The 25222-nt window shown below is 52.4% G+C and carries 25 protein-coding genes; 4 read left to right on the top strand and 21 right to left on the bottom strand.

The window, feature by feature from the left end; translation table 11 throughout:
• Positions 1 to 488: 488 nt before the first annotated feature.
• From I2G61_RS07425 to I2G61_RS07390, 8 genes are all read right to left on the bottom strand, one after another.
• A complete protein-coding gene (locus I2G61_RS07425; RefSeq protein ID WP_072685067.1) occupies positions 489 to 1661 on the bottom strand; it encodes a phosphoribosylaminoimidazolecarboxamide formyltransferase in 1173 nt (390 codons plus the stop codon).
• 215 nt (positions 1662 to 1876) lie between these two features.
• Positions 1877 to 2452, bottom strand: coding sequence for a TetR/AcrR family transcriptional regulator C-terminal domain-containing protein (locus I2G61_RS07420; RefSeq protein ID WP_072685068.1), 576 nt, complete (start codon positions 2450 to 2452; stop codon positions 1877 to 1879).
• A gap of 11 nt (positions 2453 to 2463) precedes the next feature.
• Positions 2464 to 3036: a manganese efflux pump gene (locus I2G61_RS07415; protein WP_072685069.1), complete on the bottom strand. Its 573-nt coding sequence runs from the start codon at positions 3034 to 3036 to the stop codon at positions 2464 to 2466.
• Between the two features lie 299 nt (positions 3037 to 3335).
• Entirely contained in the window at positions 3336 to 3752 is a 417-nt protein-coding gene (locus I2G61_RS07410; protein WP_072685070.1) for an Hsp20/alpha crystallin family protein, read from the bottom strand.
• Positions 3753 to 3821: 69 nt separating this feature from the next.
• The gene (locus I2G61_RS07405) at positions 3822 to 4241 is read right to left on the bottom strand and encodes an Hsp20/alpha crystallin family protein (protein WP_072685071.1); all 420 of its coding nucleotides are present in this window, start codon (positions 4239 to 4241) and stop codon (positions 3822 to 3824) included.
• 132 nt (positions 4242 to 4373) lie between these two features.
• Positions 4374 to 4799 carry a YdeI/OmpD-associated family protein gene (locus I2G61_RS07400; RefSeq protein WP_195548094.1) on the bottom strand — a complete coding sequence of 142 codons (426 nt, stop codon included), beginning with the start codon at positions 4797 to 4799 and terminating at the stop codon, positions 4374 to 4376.
• A gap of 266 nt (positions 4800 to 5065) precedes the next feature.
• On the bottom strand, positions 5066 to 5698 hold the full coding sequence (locus tag I2G61_RS07395; RefSeq protein ID WP_195548093.1) for a hypothetical protein: 633 nt from the start codon (positions 5696 to 5698) through the stop codon (positions 5066 to 5068).
• A 128-nt stretch (positions 5699 to 5826) separates the two neighbouring features.
• Positions 5827 to 7200, bottom strand: coding sequence for an MATE family efflux transporter (locus tag I2G61_RS07390; RefSeq protein ID WP_072685074.1), 1374 nt, complete (start codon positions 7198 to 7200; stop codon positions 5827 to 5829).
• 208 nt (positions 7201 to 7408) lie between these two features.
• Here I2G61_RS07390 and I2G61_RS07385 point away from each other — a divergent pair, with 208 nt between their 5' ends.
• Together I2G61_RS07385 and I2G61_RS07380 are read left to right on the top strand one after the other, a co-directional pair.
• Positions 7409 to 8017 carry a YigZ family protein gene (locus I2G61_RS07385; RefSeq protein WP_072685075.1) on the top strand — a complete coding sequence of 203 codons (609 nt, stop codon included), beginning with the start codon at positions 7409 to 7411 and terminating at the stop codon, positions 8015 to 8017.
• A gap of 221 nt (positions 8018 to 8238) precedes the next feature.
• Positions 8239 to 9618, top strand: coding sequence for an MATE family efflux transporter (locus I2G61_RS07380; RefSeq protein WP_072685076.1), 1380 nt, complete (start codon positions 8239 to 8241; stop codon positions 9616 to 9618).
• 251 nt (positions 9619 to 9869) lie between these two features.
• Here I2G61_RS07380 and I2G61_RS07375 read toward each other — a convergent pair whose 3' ends face one another.
• From I2G61_RS07375 to I2G61_RS07365, 3 genes are all read right to left on the bottom strand, one after another.
• Complete coding sequence (locus I2G61_RS07375) at positions 9870 to 11111, bottom strand: alpha-L-fucosidase (protein WP_072685077.1); 1242 nt, start codon at positions 11109 to 11111, stop codon at positions 9870 to 9872.
• Positions 11112 to 11310: 199 nt separating this feature from the next.
• Positions 11311 to 11874 carry a chromate transporter gene (locus I2G61_RS07370; protein WP_072685078.1) on the bottom strand — a complete coding sequence of 188 codons (564 nt, stop codon included), beginning with the start codon at positions 11872 to 11874 and terminating at the stop codon, positions 11311 to 11313.
• The gene (locus I2G61_RS07365; RefSeq protein ID WP_229056729.1) at positions 11871 to 12476 is read right to left on the bottom strand and encodes a chromate transporter; all 606 of its coding nucleotides are present in this window, start codon (positions 12474 to 12476) and stop codon (positions 11871 to 11873) included. The genes I2G61_RS07370 and I2G61_RS07365 overlap by 4 nt, the downstream gene beginning before the upstream one ends.
• Before the next feature lie 115 nt (positions 12477 to 12591).
• Between I2G61_RS07365 and I2G61_RS07360 the strand changes: the two genes are divergently transcribed.
• On the top strand, positions 12592 to 13482 hold the full coding sequence (locus I2G61_RS07360) for a LysR family transcriptional regulator (protein ID WP_072685079.1): 891 nt from the start codon (positions 12592 to 12594) through the stop codon (positions 13480 to 13482).
• Positions 13483 to 13757: 275 nt separating this feature from the next.
• Here I2G61_RS07360 and I2G61_RS07355 read toward each other — a convergent pair whose 3' ends face one another.
• The 6 genes from I2G61_RS07355 to srtB form a co-directional block, all read right to left on the bottom strand.
• Positions 13758 to 14888 (bottom strand): toxic anion resistance protein, encoded by a 1131-nt coding sequence (locus I2G61_RS07355; RefSeq protein WP_195395563.1) that lies wholly within the window; start codon positions 14886 to 14888, stop codon positions 13758 to 13760.
• 311 nt (positions 14889 to 15199) lie between these two features.
• Complete coding sequence (locus I2G61_RS07350; protein ID WP_195548092.1) at positions 15200 to 17323, bottom strand: AAA family ATPase; 2124 nt, start codon at positions 17321 to 17323, stop codon at positions 15200 to 15202.
• Between the two features lie 10 nt (positions 17324 to 17333).
• Positions 17334 to 17921, bottom strand: a complete 588-nt coding sequence (locus tag I2G61_RS07345) for a hypothetical protein (RefSeq protein ID WP_072685081.1) — start codon at positions 17919 to 17921, stop codon at positions 17334 to 17336.
• An 8-nt stretch (positions 17922 to 17929) separates the two neighbouring features.
• The gene (locus I2G61_RS07340; protein ID WP_195548091.1) at positions 17930 to 18880 is read right to left on the bottom strand and encodes a hypothetical protein; all 951 of its coding nucleotides are present in this window, start codon (positions 18878 to 18880) and stop codon (positions 17930 to 17932) included.
• Positions 18881 to 19127: 247 nt separating this feature from the next.
• A complete protein-coding gene (locus tag I2G61_RS07335) occupies positions 19128 to 20393 on the bottom strand; it encodes a hypothetical protein (protein ID WP_195395560.1) in 1266 nt (421 codons plus the stop codon).
• A 224-nt stretch (positions 20394 to 20617) separates the two neighbouring features.
• On the bottom strand, positions 20618 to 21391 hold the full coding sequence (gene srtB / locus I2G61_RS07330) for a class B sortase (protein ID WP_072685084.1): 774 nt from the start codon (positions 21389 to 21391) through the stop codon (positions 20618 to 20620).
• A gap of 129 nt (positions 21392 to 21520) precedes the next feature.
• On the opposite strand from srtB, the gene I2G61_RS07325 reads away from it, so the two are divergent.
• Positions 21521 to 22066: a signal peptidase I gene (locus I2G61_RS07325; RefSeq protein ID WP_159432814.1), complete on the top strand. Its 546-nt coding sequence runs from the start codon at positions 21521 to 21523 to the stop codon at positions 22064 to 22066.
• Between the two features lie 174 nt (positions 22067 to 22240).
• Here the strand turns inward: I2G61_RS07325 and I2G61_RS07320 are convergent, their stop codons facing one another.
• The 4 genes from I2G61_RS07320 to I2G61_RS07305 are packed head-to-tail and all read right to left on the bottom strand — an operon-like array spanning position 22241 to position 25218.
• Positions 22241 to 23200: a MucBP domain-containing protein gene (locus I2G61_RS07320; protein ID WP_195548090.1), complete on the bottom strand. Its 960-nt coding sequence runs from the start codon at positions 23198 to 23200 to the stop codon at positions 22241 to 22243.
• Position 23201: 1 nt separating this feature from the next.
• A complete protein-coding gene (locus I2G61_RS07315) occupies positions 23202 to 23972 on the bottom strand; it encodes a hypothetical protein (protein ID WP_072685086.1) in 771 nt (256 codons plus the stop codon).
• Positions 23973 to 23985: 13 nt separating this feature from the next.
• Positions 23986 to 24702, bottom strand: coding sequence for a hypothetical protein (locus tag I2G61_RS07310; protein WP_072685087.1), 717 nt, complete (start codon positions 24700 to 24702; stop codon positions 23986 to 23988).
• A 3-nt stretch (positions 24703 to 24705) separates the two neighbouring features.
• On the bottom strand, positions 24706 to 25218 hold the full coding sequence (locus I2G61_RS07305; RefSeq protein ID WP_195548089.1) for a hypothetical protein: 513 nt from the start codon (positions 25216 to 25218) through the stop codon (positions 24706 to 24708).
• Positions 25219 to 25222 lie beyond the last annotated feature (4 nt).

Raw genomic sequence — 25222 nt, 5'->3', positions numbered from 1 at the left:
TTATGAATTGACGTTGTATTTGTGCTTTTCTTCCTGTTTAGTTTTCAAAGATCGACGCCCTCTCGCGAGGTGCTCATTAATATTACCAAATCACCCCTTTTCTGTCAACATCTTTTTTTATTTTTTTTGTATTTTCTCCCCTCACTTTGTTTCCCCCTTATTTTAAAGCCTTTTTGCTTATTTGTTCATTTTTCGATCGAGGGGTAATTCTCGTTTTGCTTCATTTCTTGACTCGCCATTTTTAATTCTTTCTTCCAATTTGAATCACGCTGTTTTCTTTATTCAATCAATCGTCTTCTTCAATTTAAGCCCGGTCAGTTTCATTCAAGATCATTTCTTCTTTTCCGTATAAAGAAAAGAATATCCTTTTCAGCCAATGCCGGACACCACGCAGTGTCCCCGGTTGATCAGGATATCCTTCTCTTCGCTTTTTTATTTTCAGAATGACAAACTTGAATGCTTGTTCTTATTTTTAATGATGGAACTTTTTAATGATGGAACAGCCGCACGCCGTTAAAGATCAGAACGATACCGTAGCGGTTGCAGGTATCAATGACATGATCGTCGCGGACCGAGCCGCCTGCTTCAACAATATAGGACACGCCGCTCTTGCGGGCCCGTTCAATATTATCACCAAACGGGAAGAAAGCGTCGGAAGCCAGGGAGACGCCGCTGACCTGTGCCAGCCAGGCTTTCTTTTCTTCTGCCGTCAGGACCTCAGGCTTTTCCGTGAAGACTTCCTGCCAGCTTCCCTCGCGCAGCAGGTCTTCCCATTCGTCGGAAATATAGACGTCGATCGCGTTATCGCGGTCAGGCCGCCGGATCTTCTCTTTAAACGGCAAGCTCAATACCTTCGGATGCTGACGGAGATGCCAGATATCCGCTTTGTTGCCCGCCATGCGCGTGCAGTGAATACGGGACTGCTGGCCGGCGCCGATCCCGATCGCCTGGCCGTCTTTGGCATAAACAACGGAATTGGACTGGGTATATTTGGCCGTGATCATCGCGATCAGCAGATCGCGTTTGGCTCCCTCCGGCAATTCCTTATTTTCAGATACGATATTCTGAAGCAGATTTTTGTCGATCTTCACATCGTTGCGCTGCTGATGGAAACGCACGCCGTACACTTCTTTGCTTTCCATTGGTTTGGGCGTATAGTTGGGATCCATCTGCAGGACCAGATAGGTTCCCTTGCGTTTTGCGCGTAAAATTTCAAGCGCTTTTTCGCTGTAAGACGGAGCGATTACACCGTCGGAAACTTCCTTAGATAAGAAACGGGCCGTGGCTTCATCACATTCCTCAGACAGCGCCGCAAAATCACCATAGGAAGACATCCGGTCAGCACCGCGGGCACGGATATACGCGCAGGCAATCGGCGTCAGCTCGATTCCTTCGCAGAAATAGATCTTTTTCATTGTTTCATCCAAGGGCAGCCCGATCGCCGCGCCGGCTGGAGATACATGTTTAAAGGAAGCCGCGGCGGCCATGCCGGTCGCTTCCTTCAATTCCCTGACAAGCTGCCAGGCGTTGAGAGCGTCCAGCAAATTGATATAGCCGGCCCGTCCATTTAAAACGGTAAAGGGCAGGTCGCCTTCTTCAATATCAACGCTGGCTGGTTTCTGGTTGGGGTTGCATCCGTATTTCAGCTGATACTCTTTCATCTGTTCTCCTCCTTTTACGAAAAAAAGCCGCACTGCTGGTCCACAATGGCCCAGACGGTCGGCTCTGCTTAGCATTAACTTCCCTGTGGTCAATTCCACTTCCGTCAGTCGGTTAACTGTCTAAAAATTATCACGCTTCCGTCTTTGTGTCAAGCCTTCTTCCGTGAAGTTTTCCCCATTTTGAAAGGGAACTTTACAAATGGCCTGCCCAAAACTCACAGCCCGCTGCCGCCGCTTTGCGGCATATCGAGGAAATCGAAAATCGAGCTGGTGACCACCGCGCCGTATTGCTTCAGAAACGTCTCGCTGTCCATGCTGCGGTTGTGGCACAGCCAGTGATTGACCGTATAGCACAGACTGTTGCCGAAGTATCCGGCCAGCTCTTCCTCGCTCATCGTACCTAACTGCTCCGGCCGGCCATAACGGCGGAACATCTCGGTAAACAGCTGCTGGACGTTTTCTTCAAACAAGTCTTCAAAGCTGTTCTGACCTGTGATCCGAAATGCGATCTGATAGAATTCGCGGTTTTCCACAAAGTTATCGAGCATCGCTTTGACAGCTTGAAGGAATTGCTTCTTTTCAATATACGGGAGTGCGGTTTCCACCGTATCCAGATAGATGATGTAGCTTAAAGCGGCGTACTTATCTTCGAAGTAATTGTAAAACGTCGCCCGGATGACGCCGGTTTTGTCGCAGATTTGTTTAATCGTGATCTTCTCAAAACTTTTCTGCAGCATGAGTTCTTTCAGGCTTTCAGCCAGAAAGCGTTTCATCATCCCCCGTTTTTCCATGCTCGTCCCCCCTACCGCAGATGCGTCAGCACCTGGAAAAGAATCTTGAGACTGATCAAAAAGAGAATGACGCTGCCCGCCGTGAAGATCGTCCGACGATAGGCCAGCCCCAGCCGATAGCCGATCTGTTGTCCCAGCTCAACGCAGACCAGCGTAACCAGCGTTGAAATCAGACATACCTGAATCGAGTCTGTCTGAAGCAGTGTCATACTCGTGCCCAGCAAGAACACGTCGACGCTGGTAAGCAACCCCAGGATGAGTACTTTTTTGTAGTTAAAGCTTTCGTCGTGACGTTCCTCGAAAGCTTTTTGACGAAATGCCTGAATCAGCAGGAAGCAGCCCAGCGCAAACAGGATCAGCGCGGCGATCACCTGATTGACATGCAGCACCAGCTGGCTCTTGATCAGAGAACCGGCCAGCGACCCCAGCACGATCATCAACAGACTGGATCCGGCGAAGATCAAACTGTTCATCAGCGAACGGCGATGTTCCTGAGGATTCATCATCGCGCCCCGCGCCATCATGACCACAAAGCAATCCAGCGACAAAGCCAGGCAGGTGACCAGAATTTCGAGTGTATTCACCTGATTCTCCCTCCTTTATTGTTTACAGACCCAGTATAGCCGAAGGGGAACAGGGATGCGATAGACAATCGTCAGATTCTGTCAATTCTTCCGGATTCCCAGCCTGCTTTTTAAAACGGCAGGCATGGCGGCGGATTAACTCAGCCTTCAGCAAGACGGATATTTTCCATTCGCTGCAATCTTATGAAAATGGATTGCTTACTTCCAACAGCCGAAACACCGGGCTTTGTCCCTGAATAGACAAAAGCGCAAAAAGAAAAAATCAGCGGCACTTGCGATCCGCTGATTCTAAGCCCGGGTTATTCAATCATAATGGTTTTCTTGTTTTCCACAGCCGGCGCATCCTTCTTCGGCAGAACGATCTTCAGCTCGCCGTTTTCATAGTGAGCTTTGATATCCTCCGGTGTCACCGCCTCGCCGACATAGAAGCTTCTGGAGCAGGAGCCCTGAACCCGCTCCTGGCGGATTACGTTGCCCTGATCATCCTTTTCTTCCTTATTGGTATTGCGGATAGCGGAAACCGTCAGATAGCCGTCTTCCAAATCCATCTTAATGTCTTCCTTGCTGCAGCCTGGCAATTCAATGTCAAGCAGATAACTGCCGTCCTTCTCATGGATGTCACAGCGCATCGCCGTAATTGCGTTGCGGTGGAGCAGCGGTTCGTCAAACACGTCATCAAAGAAGTCGTCAAACATCATTCTCGGTAGTAATCTCATACATCACACCTCTTTCTGTTTTCAACTTATGCGATCCTGCCTGATCAGAACTCTGATTGCTCAGAGAAGTTATTCAATCGAAATGGTCTTTTTGGTCTGCATCGCCTGCGGATCCTTCTTCGGGACGAAGACCTTCAGTTCGCCATTCTCATAGCGGGCTTTAATATCCTCGACATTCATTTCCTCACCGATAAAGTAGGTCCGGGTGCAGCTGCCGCTGAAACGTTCCTGGCGAACGAGCTTGCCCTGTTCGCTTCGTTCTTCATTGGAAGCTGTGCGGGCGGCCGCAATCGTCAGATAACCGTCTTCCAGTTCCATTTTGATTTCTTCCTTTTTAAATCCAGGGAGTTCAATATCCAGAAGATAGCCATCTTCTCGCTCACGAATATCGGTTTTCATGACAGCCGGGACGTTATTCTTTCTGAAAAATGGATCCTTAAGAACCTCGTCGGCCAAGTTGTCCATCCAGGTGTTCGGTACAAATCTCATCTTGAATCGCCTCTTTCTATCTGTCTTATTCCTGGCTTCATTGGGTCTTTCCCAACTTGCAATTTTAGTATATCACAGTTTTTAGCACTGTCAATAGATAAGTGCTAATTTTCTTATTTTACTTTCACAAGTTCACAAAGTACGTCTTTCATAGAGCATCGCGATGATTTTGTCAATCCGGCGAATTCGTTGTTCCTCTGCACCTTGTTCAGCATAATTCATGATTCGTTCCCGCTGCCAGGGATCAAGCAGCTGAAAAAAATAACAAGCGCTTCGATTGGCCAGAAGGGCTTCCTGCAGGGCTTGAGGACAGCGCGTCAGGCATTCGCCGACTTCCGGAGCCAGCCAGATTTCAACGGTGCCGCCGGCGGTGAGCGGCTGCAGGGAAAAAGCTTCCGCAGGGAGTTCCAGTGTCCAGAGACAGCCTTTTCTTTCCGCCTTTTGTTTGAATAACAGGGTTCCCAGCATGACGATCAGCGCCCCTTCCGGCATGGTCTCCGTCTTGATTTCAAGGTGCGGCTGCGGAACAGCGCGGACGATTCCTTCAATCTGCATCATGATTTCCTCCTGGCCTCTAGTATGCCTCGGCGGATTTAATTTATTTTTATTTTCCCGCCTTTCTGCGGCAGAACCGTCTGATCTGCGCTGTTCGATTTTGCCATCTTTACGTAAGAGGGCAGAGGATCAGGGCGGCGGTTTCTCCGCTTTGTCTGAATTTTAATCCTGCTTTTGTCTTTTCCCGCGAAGAAACGCTTGTAAAAACGAAATAAAAACTGCCAGTCTTCTGCGTAGAAGTCCCTGACAGTTTTTAATCGGCCGCTTTTTTAACGGTCTTTGAGATTGGTTTGATAAAACGTCTTCAGCGAAGCGGTCAGCGGATCGTTTTTTCCTTTGCGCTCATGCCGCGTCAGCAGGGTCAGAAAGACAAGGCCGCCTAAGAAGCAGACGATCATATCTGTCATCGTATCATAAACGCCCTGGGTGTAGTGATTGATCGCGTCGATCTTCAGAAAGATCAGGCAGGCGAATTCAAAGCATTCCCACAGAAAGGCGATCATCATGTTGATCCCCTGAATCGACAGACATTTTAAAAGGTAATGGCGCCGCGAGTCTTCCGTCCATTGTTGTTTCAGCCAGCAATAAACCAGTGTGATCCCGGCGCAGATCAGAATGCCGGAGCTGAAATGCAGAACTTTGTCAAAGCAGGGAATGGCATAGCCGTTAAGCGTATTGCCGATAATCATCGCGACGGCGATGAACAGCTGCGTCCAGAACAACAAACCCCAGGCGTCTTTTAATTTCAACCCTTTGACCGCCAGCGGACCGATCAGCTGCACGCCCAGCGCCATTGCCAGATAGCTCAGCTTGGCGTAGAGGTGATGCTGCAGCTGAAAGATTGTGCTGATAATCATCAGCGCCGCCGAAGCGCCGTATAAAAAGATACATGCTTTTTTCATGATCAGACTCGCGACCTCCCTGTCTGCGTTATGCCGGCTGTTTTTTTAAGCTTACCGGAATTGGAAATCCAAAGTTTTCAATGACTTTCACAACGCGGATCATGTCTATGCGCCGCGTCGGTATTTTATTAATATGCCCCGGTTTCCTGCCGTTCCGCTTCAAAACTTTTCTTTATTGTTTTTAAAGCGATCGGCACGAAAATCAGCGCGACGAGCAGCTCCGCCGCCGGATAACAGAACCAGACAGCGCCCAGGCCGCCCAGCTGGCCGAGTATCCAGGCCAGCGGAATGATGAATACCAGCTGGCGCAATAACGACATGACCAAGCTCATCATGCCTTTGCCTAACGCCTGGAACATCGTCGTCATGATGATGCTGCAGGCCGCCGGCAAGAAGCACAGCGCCAGCACCCGCAGCGCATAGCCGCCCAGCTGAAGCATCTGATCAGAGCCGTTGAACAGCTTCAGCAGCATCTCCGGCATCGTCCAGAACAGCACCGTGCCGACAAGCATGATCGCGACCGCCACGCCGAAAGAGAGCGCCAGCGTGCGGGTGAAGCGTTTTTCATCCGCCGCGCCGTAGTTGTAGCCCAGAATCGGCATGGCACCCTGGTTTAAGCCGAAAATCGGCATGAAGACAAACGACTGAAGCTTAAAATAGATGCCCAGAACCGCCACTGCCGTTGCAGAAAAGCTCATCAGAATGGCGTTCATCGCAGTCGTCGTCAGGGAACCGATCGCGTTCATGACAAACGTCGGAATCCCGACGCGGTAGATATCCTTGGCCGCCTGCATCTGCGGATGATGCCGCCATGGCGCGATATCGACCTCATGCGTGCCGACTTTCAAGACGATCAAGACGAAGATCATCGCCAGGATCTGACCGATAACCGTCGCCACCGCCGCGCCGGCCACGCCCATTTTCGGTACGCCGAAATAACCGAAGATGAAAATCGGATCAAGAATAATATTGGTAATCGCGCCGATCAGCTGCGAAATCATCGGCACGATCATGTTGCCGGTTGCCTGCAGCACGCGCGAACAGGTCATTTCAATCATGACGCCGACTGAGAATACCATGACGATCATCAAATACTGCGACCCCATCGCAAACACCGCGGCGTCCTGCGTAAACAGGCCGACAAACGGCTTGGCCAGAAACAGACCGACGAGCATGCACAGCGCCATGTTGATCAACGACAGCACGATTCCGGTATTCGCCGCAATATTCGCTTCCTCCCGGCGTTTCTCGCCTAACCGGCGGGCGATCAGCGCATTGGTGCCGACCCCGACGCCCAGCGCCAGCGCGATGATCAGCATCTGCAGCGGAAAGGCGATCGAAACCGCGACCAGCGCGTCTTCGCTGACCTGTGCGACGAAAATACTGTCGACAACGTTGTATAACGACTGAACCAACATCGAAAAGATCGCCGGCACCGACATGCTGAAAAGCAGCTTGCCGACCGGCATGGTCCCCATTTTATCGGAATTGAATTTACTCATAAAACCCCTGCTTTCTTAAATCAATAGTCTTATTCTAGTTGAATTGGGCTTATTCTACAAGTCTTATTTCAAAAGGATTTCGCCGGGAATGGGTGTTCCGGTTTTTCTTTTGTTTTATAGAACAAGCTTCGATCCCTAAAACGATGAAAACGGGAAGGATTGTTTGCGGCTTGAAATCATGATAAGATGAAAACCAAGAGGTGATCGCATGCGGCTGAAAGAAGATTTTCATCACACGATCGTGATCGAACGGTCGGAATTTATCTGTTATGTACGCAAATGTCTGGATGAAGTGCAGGCCAAGGCGTTTATTCAGGAAATCCGGAAGCTGCATCCGGAAGCGAATCATCATTGTTACGCGTATATCGCCGGGCAGCACAACGAACTGCAGCGTTCCAACGACGCGGGAGAGCCCGGCGGGACTGCGGGCGTCCCGATGCTGGAATCCTTGAAGCTCAGCGGCCTGCAGGATTGCTGCGCCGTCACGGTGCGGTATTTCGGCGGAATCAAACTGGGCGCGGGCGGCTTGGTTCGGGCGTATTCCCGATCGGTCAGCGAAACGCTGAAGCTGGCGCCGAAGGTGGAAACGATCCAGATGGACCGCTACACGCTGACGTTTTCCTACGACCTGATCGGCAAGCTGGATTATTTATTAAAGGATCAGGCGGACATCGTGGCAAAAGAGTATGGCGAACAGGTGGTCTACGAGTTTTTAACGACAAATTCTTCCTTAATCGAAAAAATTCAGGAGCTGACCAGCGGACGTTACCCCTGCCGCTGGCTGGCGCGGGAGCTGGTGGAAAAGGATTGCGGCTGACGCTTCATTGGTTTCCCCAGACAATCCGGCTAACGAAGTAATGCTGTGTATCCCGATTCATTGACAGCCGGCACTGCCGGCTAACGAAGTAACCGGGTTTCCTCAGAATCGTTCAGCTTGTTCAAAAGCAGACTTTTTTCTTGTGCTTCCCGCAGCGCAGGGGCGGTGTTATAATAAATTAGATTTTCAGACACTGTGTCTGAACGATAGAGGAATAACGAATGAATTTAAAGCTTCAGCCGTTTCTGCCCTCCGGCTTCGATCCCCAGGAAGGCAGACATTTATTGAAAGAAACGATCGACCTGGCCTGGCCGGCGACGGTGGAATCGATCTTCGTCGGATTGGCGTCGCTGGTCGATACGATCATGGTCAGCACTCTGGGCACAACCGCGATTGCGGCGATCGGCCTGACCAACCAGCCGAAATTTATTGCGATTGCGTTCATCGCTTCCCTGAACGTCGGCATCACGGCGATCATTTCCCGCCGGATCGGCGCCAACCGGCTGGACGACGCCAATACCTGTCTGCGGCAGTCGTTGTTGATGTCCGTGCTGATCTCGGCGCTGGTCTGCGGTTTATCGTTTCTGTTTGCCCGGCCTTACATCCAATTCGCGGGCGCGCAGGCGGACACGATTGATCTGGCGGTGCAGTATTTCCGGATTGTCATCGTCGGCCAGTTCTTCGGCAATATCGGGATGACGATCAACGCCGCCCAGCGCTGCGCCGGCAACAGTAAGATCTCGATGCGCACCAATCTGGCGGCCAATGGGATCAATGTGGTTTTCAATTATCTTTTGATCGGCGGACATTTTGGCTTTCCGCGCTTAGAGGTGGCGGGCGCGGCGATCGCGACGGCACTGGGCTGCTTCATCGCGTTTTTAATGAGCGTCCAGTCGTTGGTCAGTCCCAAAAGCAAGCTCCGGCTGACGTTGAAAAAAAGCTGGCTGCCAAGCCGGGAGGTGTTGGCGCCGGTCGGCGAGATTTCGTTCAGCGCGTTTGTGGAACAGCTGTGCATGCGGCTGGGTTTCTTCCTGTATGCCTTAATCGTCGCGGGCCTGGGTACCAAGATGTTTGCGACACATCAGATCTGCATGAATATCTGCAACATCTGTTTCAGCTGCTACGACGGCTTTGCGGCCGCCGCGGCGGCCTTAGTCGGCCAGAATTTAGGCCGCAGGCGCAGCGATCGGGCGGAGTGCGTCACTGTGATCTGCAACCGGCTGGCGATGACGATGGCGGTTCTCATGGTGGCCGGGCTGATCCTGTTTCGCGCGCCGTTGATTCAAATGTTTACCGCGGATCCGGAAATCATCCGGCTGGGATCGTGGATTATGATACTGTTCGCGCTCAGCGTCCCTTCTTTAAGCGCGATGACGGTGTATGGCGGCGCGCTGCGCGGAGCCGGGGACACACGCTTAATCGCGGTGTATGCCTTAGTTTCGACCACGATCATCCGCCCGGCCCTGTCCTGGCTCTTATGTTATCCGGTCGGATTGGGTGTGATCGGACCGTGGATCGGCTTGCTTGTTGACTTTGTGCTGCGGTTTGTGCTCTGCCGCCGGCGCTATCAAACCGGCCTGTGGAAGCAGCGGGTTTATTAATATCGCTAAAACAGACTTGGAATTTCACGAAACTTAAAAGCCTTGGATTCTGCGCTCGAATTTTCATTCAAACCAAAACAAAAAGCTGGTCATGCTCAGCCTGAATTCAGGCTGGATATGGCCAGCTTTTATATCATTGCTTCCACTATAAATTAATTCGGTCTCCTATCCCAGTTTAATTCTCAGATCTTGGAAAGCGTTATCTTATGTTTTGTTGAGTTAAGCTTGCTTAAAAGTTACGAAGCCCCGGCTTATTCAAACTCCACTTTGGCGACACGCACAATCCAGTGGCTGCCATATGGGAAGCCGACAGCGCGGTAGCTGCAGACGTCATCCTTCTGGCTGAACAATAATTCCTCGCCGTTGTCGATCCAGCGGATCGATTTGACCTTGCGGTGCAGTTTGGACAGCGAATGATCCTCATCGGTGCTTTCATACGCCGCGACGACGTCCTTCGGCCCCAATAGCGGAAGATCGTGGACATACACATACGCCGCCCCGTCTTTTTCCAGCACGAAGTCTTTTTCATGGCTGCAGCGGATATCGCACACCTTGCCATCGTACAGCGAATCCTTCGCCATCGCCGTCCACTGGCCGATGACTTCCAATAACGCTTCCGTCATCTTCGTAACGCCGCCCTGGCCGGTCAGCCCGATGTTCAGCAGATAGTTGGCCCCGACCTTGCGGGCATGACACAGCCGTTCGATCATCTGACGCGGACTCTTGTAATCCAGATCATGCGCCGCGATGCCCCAATGCCGGTTCATCGTCTGGCACATTTCCGCCGTGATGTATTTGGCCTTGCCTTCGCGATCCATCGGCGTCGCCTGACCCTGTTCAAACGTAACGGAATCCAGCTCAGGATGACCGGCTTCGCCCTGACGGGACAGACCGGTGTTGTTGATGATCATCGCATCCGGCTGCAGCCGCCGGATCATGCCGTAGAACTCATCCAGCTTCCAGTCCGCATCGCGCTTGGACCAGTTGCCGTCGAACCACAGCCCGCCGATTTTCCCATAGTGTGTGCACAGAATCTCCACCGACTTGGACAGATATTCCAGATAAGCGTCGAAATCGGCGTCAAAATCCGGATGAACCCAGTCTAAGGTCGTGTGATACAGGATCGGCAGGATATCTTCCTCGCGGCAGGCCTCGACAAATTCTTTGACCAGATCCCGTCCGCACGGTGTATGCATGACGTCGTAATCGGTCAAACCGCGGGTATCGTACAATGAAAAACCGTCGTGGTGCCGCGTCGTCAGCGTGATGTATTTCATGCCCGCCTGTTTGGCCAGCGCCACAATCTTCTTTGCATCGAAGTCCTCCGCCGTAAAGTTGTTGAACAGCTCGGTGTACTTTTCCTGGGAAATATGATGCAGGTTCATCGTCCATTCCCCTTGCGCTAACTGGGAATACAGTCCCCAGTGGATAAACATGCCGAAGCCGCGCTTTTCAAAGTCGGCGATGTATTTTGCCGGTACAGGAATACTCATAATAACAGCCCTCTTTCTTTCTCTCTGCTTTTATTGTATCAAAATTTCAGGGGCAAAACGACTGGAATTTCGCGATCTGTCCAAAGCGGGCGCCGTTGCGTGGCAGCCCTCAGCGCTTCTCAAAGTCCGCAGCCGGTTTTCTGACATAACAGGTAAAAGAAAAGAACGGCGTGTGTCCGTTCCTTTCAAAAGAAATGGATTAAATAAAGCTCAGCAGCGCGCTGATCACGCCCACGCCGACCATGACTTTGATCGGGCTTGGTTCCCATTTGCGCAGAATGAAGAACGCCGCCGCAAAGAAGATCAGATTCTGCGGGTCAAGAAATTCCAGACCGAAGCCCGCCGCGCCTTCTTTGAAGAACGCCAGCTTGCAGATCGACAGCCCCGCCGAAGCGATCAGAGCGATGACGACCGGGCGCAGACCGGACAGAATGCCTTTCATCAACGACAGGTTTTTATATTTGGTATAAACGTAAGCCAGGGATAAGACGATGATGCAGGAAGGGGCCACGCAGCCGATCGTCGCGATGATCGCGCCCGGCAGACCCGCGATATGCGTGCCGACAAACGTCGCAGAGTTGATCGCGATCGGTCCCGGCGTCATTTCCGCAATCGTGATGATATCCGCAAACTGCGTCATCGTCAGCCACTGATGAATTTCAACGACCTGACTCTGGATCAGCGGCATCGCCGCGTAGCCGCCGCCGATGCTGAACAGGCCGATCTGGAAAAAGCTCAGAAACAGCTGGATAAAGATATTCATTTCTGTTCCTCCCCTTCTTTCGCTTTCTTCTCCCGCGTCATGTAATCCACTGTCCCGATTGCGCCGCAGACGACGATGATGATCAGGATGTTAACCTTAAAGTAAACGCTGGCGATGAACGCCGCGACCAACAGGAAATACTTGACGACGTTCTTTTCTTTCACTAATCCCTTTAACATGTTCCAGACGACGTCCAGAATGACCGCCGCCACCGCCGCCTGCATGCCGCGCATCACGGCGCTGACAATCGGCGAACTGCGGAACGCCGCATAGAAATAAGAAATAATCGTTAAGATAATTAACGGCGGCAGCACCGTCGCCACGATGTTGACCAGCGCGCCCGGCACCCCTAACAGCCGGTAGCCAATGATGATCGAACCGTTGACCGCGATCGCGCCCGGGGAACTCTGGGCAATCGCCACCATGTCCAGCATTTCTTCCTCGTCGATCCAATGCAGCTCATCGACAAACTTCTTTTTCATCAACGGGACAATGACGAACCCGCCGCCGAACGTAAACATGCTTAACGTAAATGTCGAAGCGAACATTTTCGCATACATTTGTAATTTTGAAGGCTTTTTCTTCTCTTCCATTTGTGTCATCTCTTCTTCCTCCCGCTCTATTATAAGACTTGTGTTCTCATAAAGACAATAATATAATTTTATAAATAACATATCATTTTTGATATGAATTCGATTTCAGGAAGGAGCGTTGATTATGACCCTGCGTCATCTGCGGATTTTTGTTGAAGTCTGCCGCACGGGAAGCATCACCAAGGCCGCGGAAAGCTTGCATTTGAGCCAGCCGGCGGTCTCGCTGGCGATCCGGCAGCTGGAGGAATACTATGGAATTCTCTTATTCGACCGGATCTCCAAAAAGTTGTATCTGACGGAATCGGGCAATAAGATGCTGAGCTATGCGAGCCACATCATCGAATCGTTCGACGATATGGAGACGCAGCTGAAAAACTGGGACAGCGCGGGAACGCTGCGGATTGGTTCCAGTATCTCAACCGGGACGCAGATGCTGCCGCAGTTAGTCCGGCGCTTCAACCTGCGGTTTCCCCAGATCCGCACGCAGGTTCTGATCGACAATTCACGGATCATTGAAGACAAAGTGCTGACGAACCAGCTTGACCTGGCGTTAGTGGAAAGCTTGTCGTATTCGCCGGATATCGTCTGCGTACCGTTTTACACCGACCGGCTGATCGTCATTACGGCCCCAATGCATCCGCTGACTCAAAGTCCCAAATGCACAGTCAAAGCGCTTGCCGATTACCCGGTATTATTAAGAGAACCGGGCAGCGGTACCCGCGAGGTCGTCGACGCCCTGCTGGTCACGGCCGAGGTTCAGATCACGCCGCTGTGGGAAAGCACGAGCACCCGCTCGATCATCAACGCCGTCAAGGAGAACATCGGGATCTCGATTTTGCCGTATGAGCTGGTCAAAAACGAAATTCAAAGCGGTGCGATCGCCGGGCTGCCGCTGGCCTCCCCGCTGCCCAACCGCACCTGCAGCATCATTCACCACCGCAACAAATACCTGACGCCCTCCGCTCAAGCATTTATTGAGGTCTGTCAGGAATACTCCAACCTTTCCCCGCAATAATTCCAGCCGATCCTGACGCAGGATTGCACGATGCCGCGGGGTCTCGCTATTTTTAATCCAGGGTTGATCACTGCGCAGACATTCGCAAACAGATCTGCCCGCAGCAAAAAGTGTAAATATAAAAAAGAATTCCGCTCCGTCCGGGTTTCACTCCGGCAAAGATAGGAATTCTTTTTGTTTTAATCCTTGATCTCTGCGCACAAAAACGCCTGCGAAACAAACGGGAACTCCATCCGGACTTCCGTTTTGTTTTGACGTATCTGAAAACCGCCGGCTCAGCGGTTGATTTCCAGCAGCTTCTGATTGAGCTCTTTTTCGATCTTGCGCAGCTCGGCTTCGGCTTCGATCCGCTTCTGGCGGCCTTCCTTCTGAATCTGAGCGACTTCGTCCAGCGTCGAGATCAGCGCTTCGTTGGTATGCTGCAGCGTTTCGATATCGACGATGCCGCGCTCGGATTCCTTCGCGGTTTCGATCGTTGCCATTTTCAGCGTGTCGGCGTTCTTCTTCAGCAGCTGGTTGGTCATCTCGTTGACCTCGCGCTGAGCTTCCATCGCCTGCTTGGAGTGGTTCAGGCCCAGCGCCAGCACCATCTGACTTTTCCACAGCGGAATCGTGTTGACCAGCGTCGACTGGATTTTTTCCGTCATCAGCGTATCATTATTCTGAACCAGACGGATCTGCGGCGCCATCTGCAGGGCGACCGTGCGCGTCAGTTCCAGATCGTGAATCTTCTTTTCAAACCGATCGCAGGCGTTGGCCAGATCGTTCGCCTTCTGCGCGTCTTCCGGCAAACCGCTCTTCTGCGCGGCGGCGATCAGCTGCGGCAGATCCTTGCTTCGAACTTCCTGCAGCTTTTTCTTGCCCGCTAAAATATACATCGTCAGTTCCTTGAAATGAACCATGTTTTTCTCATACAGCTGATCCAGAAGAGCGATGTCGCGCATCAGCGTGATCTGATGATCCTCCAGCGCCTTGGAAATCTTATTGACGTTTACCTCGGCCTTGTCATACCGGGCTTTCATCTTTTCCATCTTGTTCGTCGTTTTCTTGAACATGCCGAACAAGCCTTTTTCTTCTTCTTCATCGGCAGAGAAGCCTTTCAGCTCGCCGACCAGATCCGCCATCATCTCGCCAACCTCGCCTAAATCCTTCGTTCTGACGTTCTGCAGAGCGGAATCGGAGAAATCCGCGATTTTTTTCTGGGCTTCCGCGCCATACTGCAGCACGGTTGTGGACGAGGTAACGTCGATCTGTTTGGAAAAGTCGTCGACCATTTTCTGTTCTTCCGGACTTAATTTCACTTCCTGCTGCTGATCGGCAGTCTCCAGCTGCACAGCCGGCTCCGCAACGGTTTCTTCTTCTGTGATCTGGGGATTCAGCGTCAGCGTAATTTTCTCTTCAGCCATGGATAATTCCTCTTTTCTATCAATTTATTTATCTACCTCTTTAATCTTAGACGGTCGCTTTCCGCTTGTCAAGAAACTCAGGGATGTCGGCCGCAATCAATTTTGTTCATTTGCGAAACTTTCCAGTTTCTCAAGGAAACAGCGGCAGACGATCAAACCCTTTCCCCTCCCTTCCGCGCTTGCCACAATTTCTGATTTTAAACCTTGGCCCGCAGCGTTCAACGAAAAAGCTGCCGCAGAGGACAGCTTGTTTTAGTCTTGGAGACTTCGCTGATTTATCATCTTTCTCACCGCTGTTCATAGACCCGCATTCATGCGGACAGTTCGAGATCGAAATCTTCCCGAAGCAACAGATCCATTCGTGCCTGCGGGTCGCTGAGAATGCGGCGGGATTGGTTCAGGATCGCTTTTTCCACCGTGTTGCGGGCCAGACGGCCGTTGCCGCTGCGGGCGGCGGAATTCATCTGGACGGCGTTGAAATAAATCGTCAGATCATTCAGACAGCTCTCGTCGATCACATAATCTTTGCCCTGCGCCAGCGAAACAGCGATCTGCGTCAGTTCGCTGCCGGTGTAGTCGGCAAAATTCAGAATATTCGGGAACCGGGATTTCAAGCCGGAATTGGCGTTGAGGAATTCTTCCATCTCACGGCTGTAACCCGCGAGAATGACGATCAGATCGTCGCGGTGATCTTCCATGCCCTTAACCAGCGTATCGACGGCTTCCAGACCGAAGCTGTCGTCCTTGCCGCGGACTAACGAATAGGCTTCGTCGATAAACAGCACGCCGCCCAGCGCGGATTCGATGATCTGCTGGGTCAAAGGCGCGGTATGGCCGACATAGCGGCCGACCAGATCGCTGCGGCTGACCTCGATCAGCTGCCCCTGCGTTAACAAGCCGAGCGCCTTAAACAGCCGGGCGACCAGCCGGGCCATCGTCGTCTTGCCTGTCCCCGGATTGCCGGTAAAGATCATGTGGCGGGACAGCGGGGCGGCTTTTAACCCTTGTTTCTGCCGCAGCTGCGTCACTTTGTAATGTTCTTCCATCGACCGCAGCGTGTCCTTGACTTCCTGCAGACCGACGATCGCGTCCATTTCCTTGCGGATCGCGTCAAGATCGTCCTTTTCCAGCCGGATCAGATCCGAAATCGCCAACCGCTGGCCGTTCACTTCAAAAACCCATTCCCGTCCCGCTTCCGCACGAACCTCCAGAACCGGCTCCGGCTGCTTCAGGCACAGCTCGTTTAAGGCTGCGTTCAGCTGACGCACATCTTTTTCCAGAGCCAGTGCCCCGGCAGAGGTTTCCAGAACCGCCAGCCGTTTCTGCGCCGCATCGTCGTCCAACAGGAGCGTCACGTTCAGCTGTTTCTTCGCGGTCTGTACGCTTTCGTTTAACAGCCGCTGATAAATCGTCAGCAGCACCTCCTGACTTAACGGCTGGGTTGCCGGCTGATCAAGAATCTGTTCCACCATCGAATTCGGGAAGTTCTGCATCAGTGCCTTGCGTGAAGTCGTCAGAAAGACGATATATTTGTTCGTCAGCTTCAAGGTGGACACCGTCTGCGTCACTAATGAGCTGCCGGCTTCCACCAGCTGTTTTCCTTTATTCAAAACATAGCGCTTGTTTAACGTCACTTCTTCATTTTGACACAGCTTCATCAGCTGGTTGAGAAACGGCGGATACAGCGCTTCCGCCTGTTCGATCACGATCACTTCCGCCGGTGCGCAGGAAGCGGCGTAAATGTCCTGAATGAAGACTTTTTCCTGATCGCTGCCGGCATAATGCGAGCCGTTGATCGTCACGACCTCCGCACTGGCCAGCCAGTGTTTTTCCGCCAGAATGTTGATCATCGTGGCCAGGGCCAGATGCCGGCCGCTGCCGGCCGGGCCGCTGATCACAAACACATTGCGCAGCTGGTCCTCCGGCTGCCCGCTGGCCAACGGGCGGAAAAAAGCCCGCGCCAAATCCGCCAGAAACGGTTCCTGACCTAAAACGACGGTCTCCGTCTGTTTTGCGGCTTCCTGCATTCCATTCAGCACGGCCCGCAGATCCTGAGCCTGCCGCTTCTGATGATTCTCGACGTCGACCGAAATCCCGAAATCCTTCTGCACCTCGGCCTGCAGCTTCGCAAAATCCTGATCGGTAAACCCCAGATCGCGGGATTGATCGCGCAGGGCCTCTGCTTGTTTCTGTAAATCCTCGCTCTGCTGATGCAGGATCGCGTTGAGCTGATCGACGGCGTTTTCCGTCGTGCTCAGCGTATCCTCCACTTGTTTCTGATGTGACTGTGCCTGATCCAGACCCGTCTGCACTTCATTCTGACTTTTTTTAACCTGTTCAAGATAGTCTTCGGCCGAAACGGTATTCAGCCGGTGACCGCGGAACATCGAATTCATCAACTGTTCCAGATCTTTTTTTTCATTATCCTTTGCCATGGATTATCCTCTAATAGACTTTCAGCGCGGCCGCAAGCCGGTCGCTGATCTCTTCCATCATCAAATCGCGTGACTGCTTCAACGCGCGCGCGACGAGCTTCAGGCCGTCGTAATAGCCCTCGTCATATTTATTGCTTCGCTGACGGGAATTCTGTTGGTAATATTTGCGGATTTCCTCGTCGACGATCTTTTCATACATCATCATATCATTCTGGTTGATCGCCATGCGGCGCAGATAGCGCTGAAGTGCATCCTGATGCCCATCGCGGTAATAGCCGCGCTGACGCGGAGGATACACGACGTTTTCCAGCATCTCCCGCACATACTCATAGCGCGTGCGGTAACGGCCGTGACGGCGATGCACGGCGGCGCTGACCGGACGTTTGCGGGTCCGGCTGCTGCCGCTGAGACCCTCCTGAATCTCGCCGCTGATCAGATCGCTCATCGTATCGTAGCCCTGTTTGCGGGCTTCCTCATTGATCGTGTCGCGCACCATCTGTCCGAAATCGGCGAGGTTGGTATTCATGAAATCTTTATCATTGAAGTGTTTATCAAACAAATCATCTAAATAATCGGTGTTTTTACGTTTCTGACTCATGGATTCACCTACTTTCTGACGCCGGAGAGCGTGCCTTCCTGAACCAGACCATCTTTTTTCAACAGGGCTTCCAGCGTGGTCATGTCAGCGGATAAACTCATCAAATCGTCTTCCGCCATCGTCGCGCTGATCGTTTTCATCGCTTCGTTGATCAGAATGATCGTCTTGTTCAGGCGATCCTCCGCTTCATGGAAATCTTCATGATTGGACGCAGACTGGCCGATGTTCTTGTAATTTTCCAGAATGTCCAGCAGAATCGGCAGATAGTATTGATAGAGCTTGTCGAGCTTATCTTTATTCTCCGGGAATTTTTCCTCAGCGATCGCCAGATGTTTCAACAGCGCGCAGGTCTGGTACAGGCCGTTAGTGATGGACTCGTTGGCAATCTCGGTATTCAGAGCGTTGATTTTTTCAATATAGGCTTCCGCCCGATCCAGCTCCGGCTGAGCCGGCTCTGCCTGCGGCAAATCGGCTTCTTCCGCCGGGACTTCTGGTTTCTGATCAGCCGTGGTCTGCGGTTTTTCTTCCGTCTGCGGCTGTTTGGCGAACTCCACCAGTAAGCGCAGAATCTCGTTATACAACCGCGGATAGCGTTCGCCGAACTCGTCGAGCGTGCCGATGCAGTCGTCGTCCTTCAGCAGGACCAGATTGCGCAGTCCGGTGTATTCCGCCTTTTCCGGCCGCAGGCTGATTTCTTCCAGCAGCGGCAGCTTTTCATGCGTGCGGAAATAGCGGCTCAGCGCTTCGTTGACCAGATCGCTCTGCCGGCCGGACAGACGCGTGCGGCTTTGCCCGGAAGAAGAACGCCGGCGGATTGTCTGCCGCTCCTCATTATTCTTTGTCACTGATTTATAAATGATGAAAAAGATGATCAGCGGAAAAAGCAAGCCGCTGAAGATCCCGCCAAATCCAAAGATAACCATAAAAAACAACACCGGAAATATCCAGGAATTTCTCATTTTGTTCCCCCTTGCTCAAGTTCTGGAGCGCTAGTCTGATTTTATAAACTCGCGTTTATTATACCATGATTTAAAACGTGTGCGCGGGAAATCGTTCACGCTTATGACGCTTCAAACCGCACTCAAGACAAAGATTTGAAAAGCGGCCTGAAACAGGCCGCCCGCAAATCTCAATCACCGATGAAATAAAGCTGAAATCCATCTATATCCTCCGGATTCCTGTTCTGCCCCATTCCGGGAGTTCTTTCTATAACGTTGCCAGCCAGTCGCCGATCTCACGGATCAGCTGTTCTCCGGCGCCCTTTTCAAACGGACTGCTCATCGCTTCGTAGAACTGCTGGTCATAGGCGTTTTCATCCGCCATATACAGCGAATAGCCGTTGGTGTAGCCGATGAATTCCGCGTTCCAGCGCGCCTTCACCGGATTGCTCAGCTTGCTGAAAAGCTCGACCGGCACGGTGATCAGCTTGACGGAAGGCAGCTGAATGCAGGAAATTGACAGCGGGATCTCGCGCAGACCGGAAGCGTTGCGGCAGGACAGTAAATTATTCTCTGCACCTTCTTTCAGCGATTCCAATAAACGCAGTGCTTTGGCATCAGCGCCTTCCCTGCGTGCCTGTTTGACCTGTGCGCTCAGCGTCCTTACTTTTTCTTCCGCGACTTCAACCGAATCGAGGACCTTGGCCTTAACCATGAAGGTTTTCTGATGAACCTCAAGCGTCAGATTCGCGCCCGGGGACAGCGGCTCCGGCTGGTTCAGCAGCGTTTTCAGCTGATCGGCCGCCAGCTGCGCCATTCGCTCCATTTCCGCAAAGCTGGATTCCCGGCGGGTAAACCGTGTGCTCATATCGCCGCAGCTGCCGTTGACGAAGGCGACCATCTCCGCATCCGCGAAGCAGCTTTCCAACGCGCCCGGAAAGTCTGCGCTCAACATCAGATTTTCACCGTTGAGCACCGTCGGATGACAGGCCATGCGCGTCCACAGACAGCGTTTCTTATCCTGCGTGATCAGTTCCAGAACAAACGCGTCCTGATCGCTTGGCAGCGTTGGATCATGCCGGTCGGTCCCCAACCCGCTGACGGTACCGCGCAGAATCCGCCACGCAAACGGTTGTTTCTGCGTCCGCAGCCGCTCGACACCCGCCGCAATCCGCCGGGCGGTTTCCGTTACATAACAGGCGTTATACTCGCCGAAAACAGGTTCCAGTCCCTTTAGAATTCCCTGATCGCAGCGCACCGTGCCGCAGGGGCCGGAATGCGTATGCGTCGAAGAAAGGATCAGATGCGGCGCATGAATCCCCGTTAATTCCGCAATCTGTTGGTAAAGCATGGCGTCCGCCGCACACCAGTCGATCTGGATCCACAGCGTCTCCTGTTCCCCGCTGAACAAAAGCAAACGGGCATACAGCGGATCATGGGCAGTCTGTGCCCAGCGGATCTTGCCGAAGCCGGAAAGCCGGACCGGCAGCGCCGGGGTGACGTCGATTTTTTCAAAGCTGACCTGCATTGTCATATCAAAGTTTCCTCCCTTTTCCTTAGTCTATCATGGAGGCGCAAACCTGTCGAATAAATTATTCACAAATCATATATAATTATAGAATTTATTATTTTCTCCTGATAAATCTTTCCTCAATGTCCACAAGACGTGTTAAACGCGAGCACAGGTTTCAAGGATTTCCACGAAGCTCCGGTTTCACGATGCGGTAAAAAAAAGCAGAGCTGGATCGCCCTGCTTTCTCATGAATTATGCGGCTGGACAGACTCCAGCCGGGCATGAACGACAAACCGGCGCTCCCCGTTATCCGAACAGGTCGACAACGTCAGAACCGAATCCGCCCGGGTTGCTTCCACATCGGTTTTGTATAACGCCCGTTCATGAAAGCCCTGGATGAACTCCGCGTAGGTTTCATCGTGACCAAAGCCGATCGTATAGACGTTAAACGCGTCCGGCTGCGCATATTCAACGGAAAATATCCGATATCTCCGTGTTTCCGCAGGCAGGCTGATCGTAATCTCTCCGCCGAATTGGGAATAGAAATCCGCATTGGCATACTGCTTCAAGCTGCCGAACATACTTCCGTCGTTCATACTGTGACCATAGAGAATCGTATGCAGGTCGTTAAAGTCCGGCTGATTCTCCCATTCCATGAAAATCGCTCCATACCGGCTGACGCGGTCATCCCAGGTATGGCGCAGATAATATGTATCATCAGAGCCTTGAACGATCGGATAATCAATAACTTCCAATCCGGCAATGCGGATCCAGCCGACCACATGCTTTGACACGCAGCGCAGTCCGGCAAAATCCACAGAAAAGTCCGCAGCATCTTCAGAACCCGCCGGCTGCGCGCTCACATAGCGGCTGACAGCCTCTTCCCGGGCTTTCTGATGATTCCGGCTTTCCTCAATATAACGGCTAAATTGAAAAGCGCAGTAAACCAACACGCCGATGCAGACAGCCATACCGGCAAAGATCAAACGCTCCTGTCCGGTTTTTTTTCGTTGCTTCATCCTGCTCCCCCCTTTCTGTCTGAAGCGCTGACAACGCTCACTGACGTTTTCCTCGCTTCCCTCTGTCTTTTAATTTGACACTGCCCGTCAAATCGCTTTACAATGAAGATAAACGTTAGGAGTCTGAATATGAAAATACAACCGCAAATCAAAACGGATTTATCCTCGCCAGGACAGCGCCGGCTGAGCGTTGTCTATCATGGCGCCGGTCTGATTCTGATTTCAGTTTCACTGTTTCTGATTTTATTTTTGACCCTGCCCCCGCTTTCCGGGCTTCATCTTTACGCCATAACCAGCGGCAGTATGGAACCGGGTATTCCCACCGGCAGTCTGGTCTGCGCAAAATCGGCGGATCCCGCTGCCGTTTCCAGCGGCGAGGTCATCGTTTTCCGCGCAGGCGCGGCTTCATCCTCCGTCGTCACCCACCGGGTCGTGGAAAATCAATCGGAACATTCACAGTTGATCACAAAGGGCGACGCCAATCAGGCGGAAGACCGCGAACCGGTCGCGTATGCCCGCTTCATTGGCAAAGTCGTCGCGGTCTTTCCCGGGCTGGGCCCTCTGGCTTTGTTTTTATCCAGTCCTTCCGGCAAATTCATCATGCTTGCGCTGTTGGCGGCCGCCGCCCTTCTGATGTTTCTGGGCGATCAGCTGAAAAAGCCTACCCGGTCTTAGCAAGTTCATATTTCCATTCCTCTTAATCAGTCAGACAACAGAAGGACACCCTGCGATGTCCTTCTGTTTTTACTTCTGTTGTCCGTATCGTTTTTTCAGAATGGACCCGCCGGAATCCTTTCCATTTTAAATCATTCTGACGAGGAAATAAATCCGGACCGACTCTTTTCTCCTTTATTCCTCGCTGTCAGCTTCTTTTTCCTTCTTCATAACCACGATAATCAATCCGATTACAGCGATCAGGGCAACGATACCGCCGATCATGAAGAGATTCATTCCGCCTGCCGCCTGGCCGCCGCTTTGCGGCGTTACCGCTTCTTCCACCGTTTCCTGCTGCGGAACTTCCTGGCCGCCGTTTGTCGGGGTGTTGTTATCTTCTACAACTTCTACCGGCTGCTCCTGTTGGCCGTTATTGACCGGCGGCTGCGGATTGTTGACCTGAACCCCGATTGTATTCGTCACTTCTTCCGTGCGCGTTACGGTCTCCACGTTCGTGTTGGTCGTCGTGCGGACGGCGGAGGCTTCGTAGACAAACGTAAATTCATTCTCCGCGCTCTCCGCAGCCAGACGCGTGTTCTGAATCAGCTGCTGGCAAGCCGGCGTCGGCACATAGCCGTCGATGTTCAGCATGGCTGCCGAAATCGGATCGCCGATCGTGCCATAGAATGTCTGGGAAGCAGCCAGCGTCTGTCCTTCGGCGTCTTCGTAATGAATCGTGTAAGCCACCAGATTCCCCGGTACGCTGTACGCCACAACGTAGCTGGCGTCGCCTTTTACCGTAATGACTTCATTGTTTTCCACGACGGCGTCGCGCCCGCTCAGGCGGTAGCCGCGGACATGATATCGACCATCCGCGTGCGTCACCGCGCCTGCAGTTTGAACATTCAGCTGCACGGCGTCGCCATAATGCAGTCCGGAAATCGTCACTTCATGATCCGTTGCGGTTGCCTGAACCGGATTACCGTTGACCGTCACCGCATCAGCCATGATTTCAGTAAAGGCTCCGGAACCGGAGGACAGCGTAAGCGAATAGCCATAGCCCTGATTTTCTTCCGCCCTCAGCGCCGCAGCCTGACTGGCGATCAACGAGCATAACGTCAAGAATGTGACAAGCGCCCGCATCATTTTCTTCATCTTACCGTTCCTCCTTTGCTTTTCTGCGTTTATTGATTCCGATCAGCACGATCAGCACGATCACCGCGCCTACGGCCAGTGCGCCGAGCAGCGGCAGCGAGCTTCCATCGGAAGTCAGCGGGGAAACAATCGTTTTCACCACGGTATTCACGATCGTGTTCGTTTTGGTTTCATTGACCGTTACGGTCGTCTCGGCAATCTCTGCCGCGAAGTACAGCGACAAAGCCGCTGATTTGCGCTGATAGGCGTTTAACAGCGTTTCCCCATCCAGTCCCAAGGTTAACGTTACCCTGGCCTGTTCGCCATCCGCCAGCGTATCCAGATACAGATAATCGCTGCCCAGCGTCGGATTGATCTGATTTAAGCCCGCGCCGCCTTCCGTGCTTTCCCCGCCGACTGAGCGGCTGTCGTACAGCACCTGGGTCACAGCTGAAGCCCCCGGTTCCGTATAGGTTAACTGATAGGTATACGCGCCATCGGCCGCATCCGCTTCTTCAAAAATATCCAGAATATTGTTCTGAATGTACCAGTCTGCTTTTTCCCCGCAGACATTCTTCAGTGTAATCTCAATGCTGACGGTATCGCCCGGCTGCAGATCACTGAAGGAGTCAGCGAAATCCGCGGCGGTATAATTGGCTTTCATCTTTTGCCCGTCAAACGCGACCTGCCATTGATCCGATCCAGTCTGACTTTCTGCGGATACCGGCGTTGCCAGCGTGATCAGAAACCCGGCGGCGATCAGAAAGCTCATGGCTTTTTTCATCATCTTCATGTTAACTTTCCTCCTATTCCGCCAAACTTAAAGTTCCATCATCCGCAATGTTGACCTTCACGCCCCAGGCGCTTAAGATCGCGTCCTGTGCGTTATTGACCTGCACGGCGTCCACTTCGGCGATCAGCTGCAGCTGCACGCTGTCCGCATCGTAATCATAAGAAGACACGACCGATCCATTTTCCAATTCGGTGTGGGTCAGGATTGAAGCGACTTTCGGATCGACGGAGATTTCTGTATTGAACATCACCGTTTCCGAAGCTTTTACAATGTGTTTTCCATAGAGAACAACCTGTTCTTTGTTTCCGGAGGCAGGAGCAACAATCCAGTCGGTATCCTTCAGCGACAGCCGAATCAGCGCCGGATCCAGTTCCGTTTCCGGAATCTCGGTCACCGTCGTTGATCCATCTTCGTTTTTGACCACTTTGACCCAGCGCCGGGTCACGATGACGCGGATATATTCCTCGACCTCGCCGGTATTCACAGCGCTGAGTTCTTCGGTGTAATTCTTGCCGGGAATGACGTTTTCCTTAAACGTATTCGTCAACAGTTCGCCTTCATTGGGGATCAGCACGCCGTTTTCCACAAGCCCGACCGTTAGTTCGCTGGTCGCGATTTCAGCCGTATATTCTTCATTGCGGGCTGCCGGAACTGCCCGGGCCGCACCGACGCCCAAGGCGATGACCAGCACGGCCGCGCAGGCGATCAGACCATATTTTATTTTACGCACCGCTTATTCCCCCTTTTCCATTCCATGGGACCAGCTCAGGTTCCAATCCGGATGATCGCCGTCATAGAGCGCCTGAACGCTTTCATGAACGACGACGATCTGGAAATCCTGCGTCAGGCTTCCGGCCTTCGTTTCGTCGACATCCACCTGAACGACCGTGGTGCTCGCTTGCGGCTTCAGCACTTCTGTATAAATCCAGCAGTTTTCCGCTTCCTCCCAAACCCAGCCGGCGCCGGCAGTGATCTTGACATCCAGATTGTCCAGCGCAGGATAGAAAATCCGCAGCCGGACAAACGCTTCCAACGTTCCGGTATTTTTAATTTGAATCTGTTTATCCAATCCGTTTAAGATCTCGATGATCTCCGTATGGGAAGGCTCCAGCGCAACCGGAGCGGTGCCGGCAGCCGTCGTATAATCCGTGAAATAAGCCAGCGACGGATTGACGGCGAAGCCCAGAACGAGTGCCATGATCAAGGCGATTGCTCCGTAGGGCTTTTTCCAGAAATTCTTTTTCATTGGT

This window comes from Holdemania sp. 1001095H_141210_F2 (assembly GCF_015558105.1).
Classification (GTDB): domain Bacteria; phylum Bacillota_I; class Bacilli_A; order Erysipelotrichales; family Erysipelotrichaceae; genus Holdemania.
Note: the sequence above shows the minus strand (reverse complement) of the source record. Positions and strands in the feature narration are given on the sequence as shown.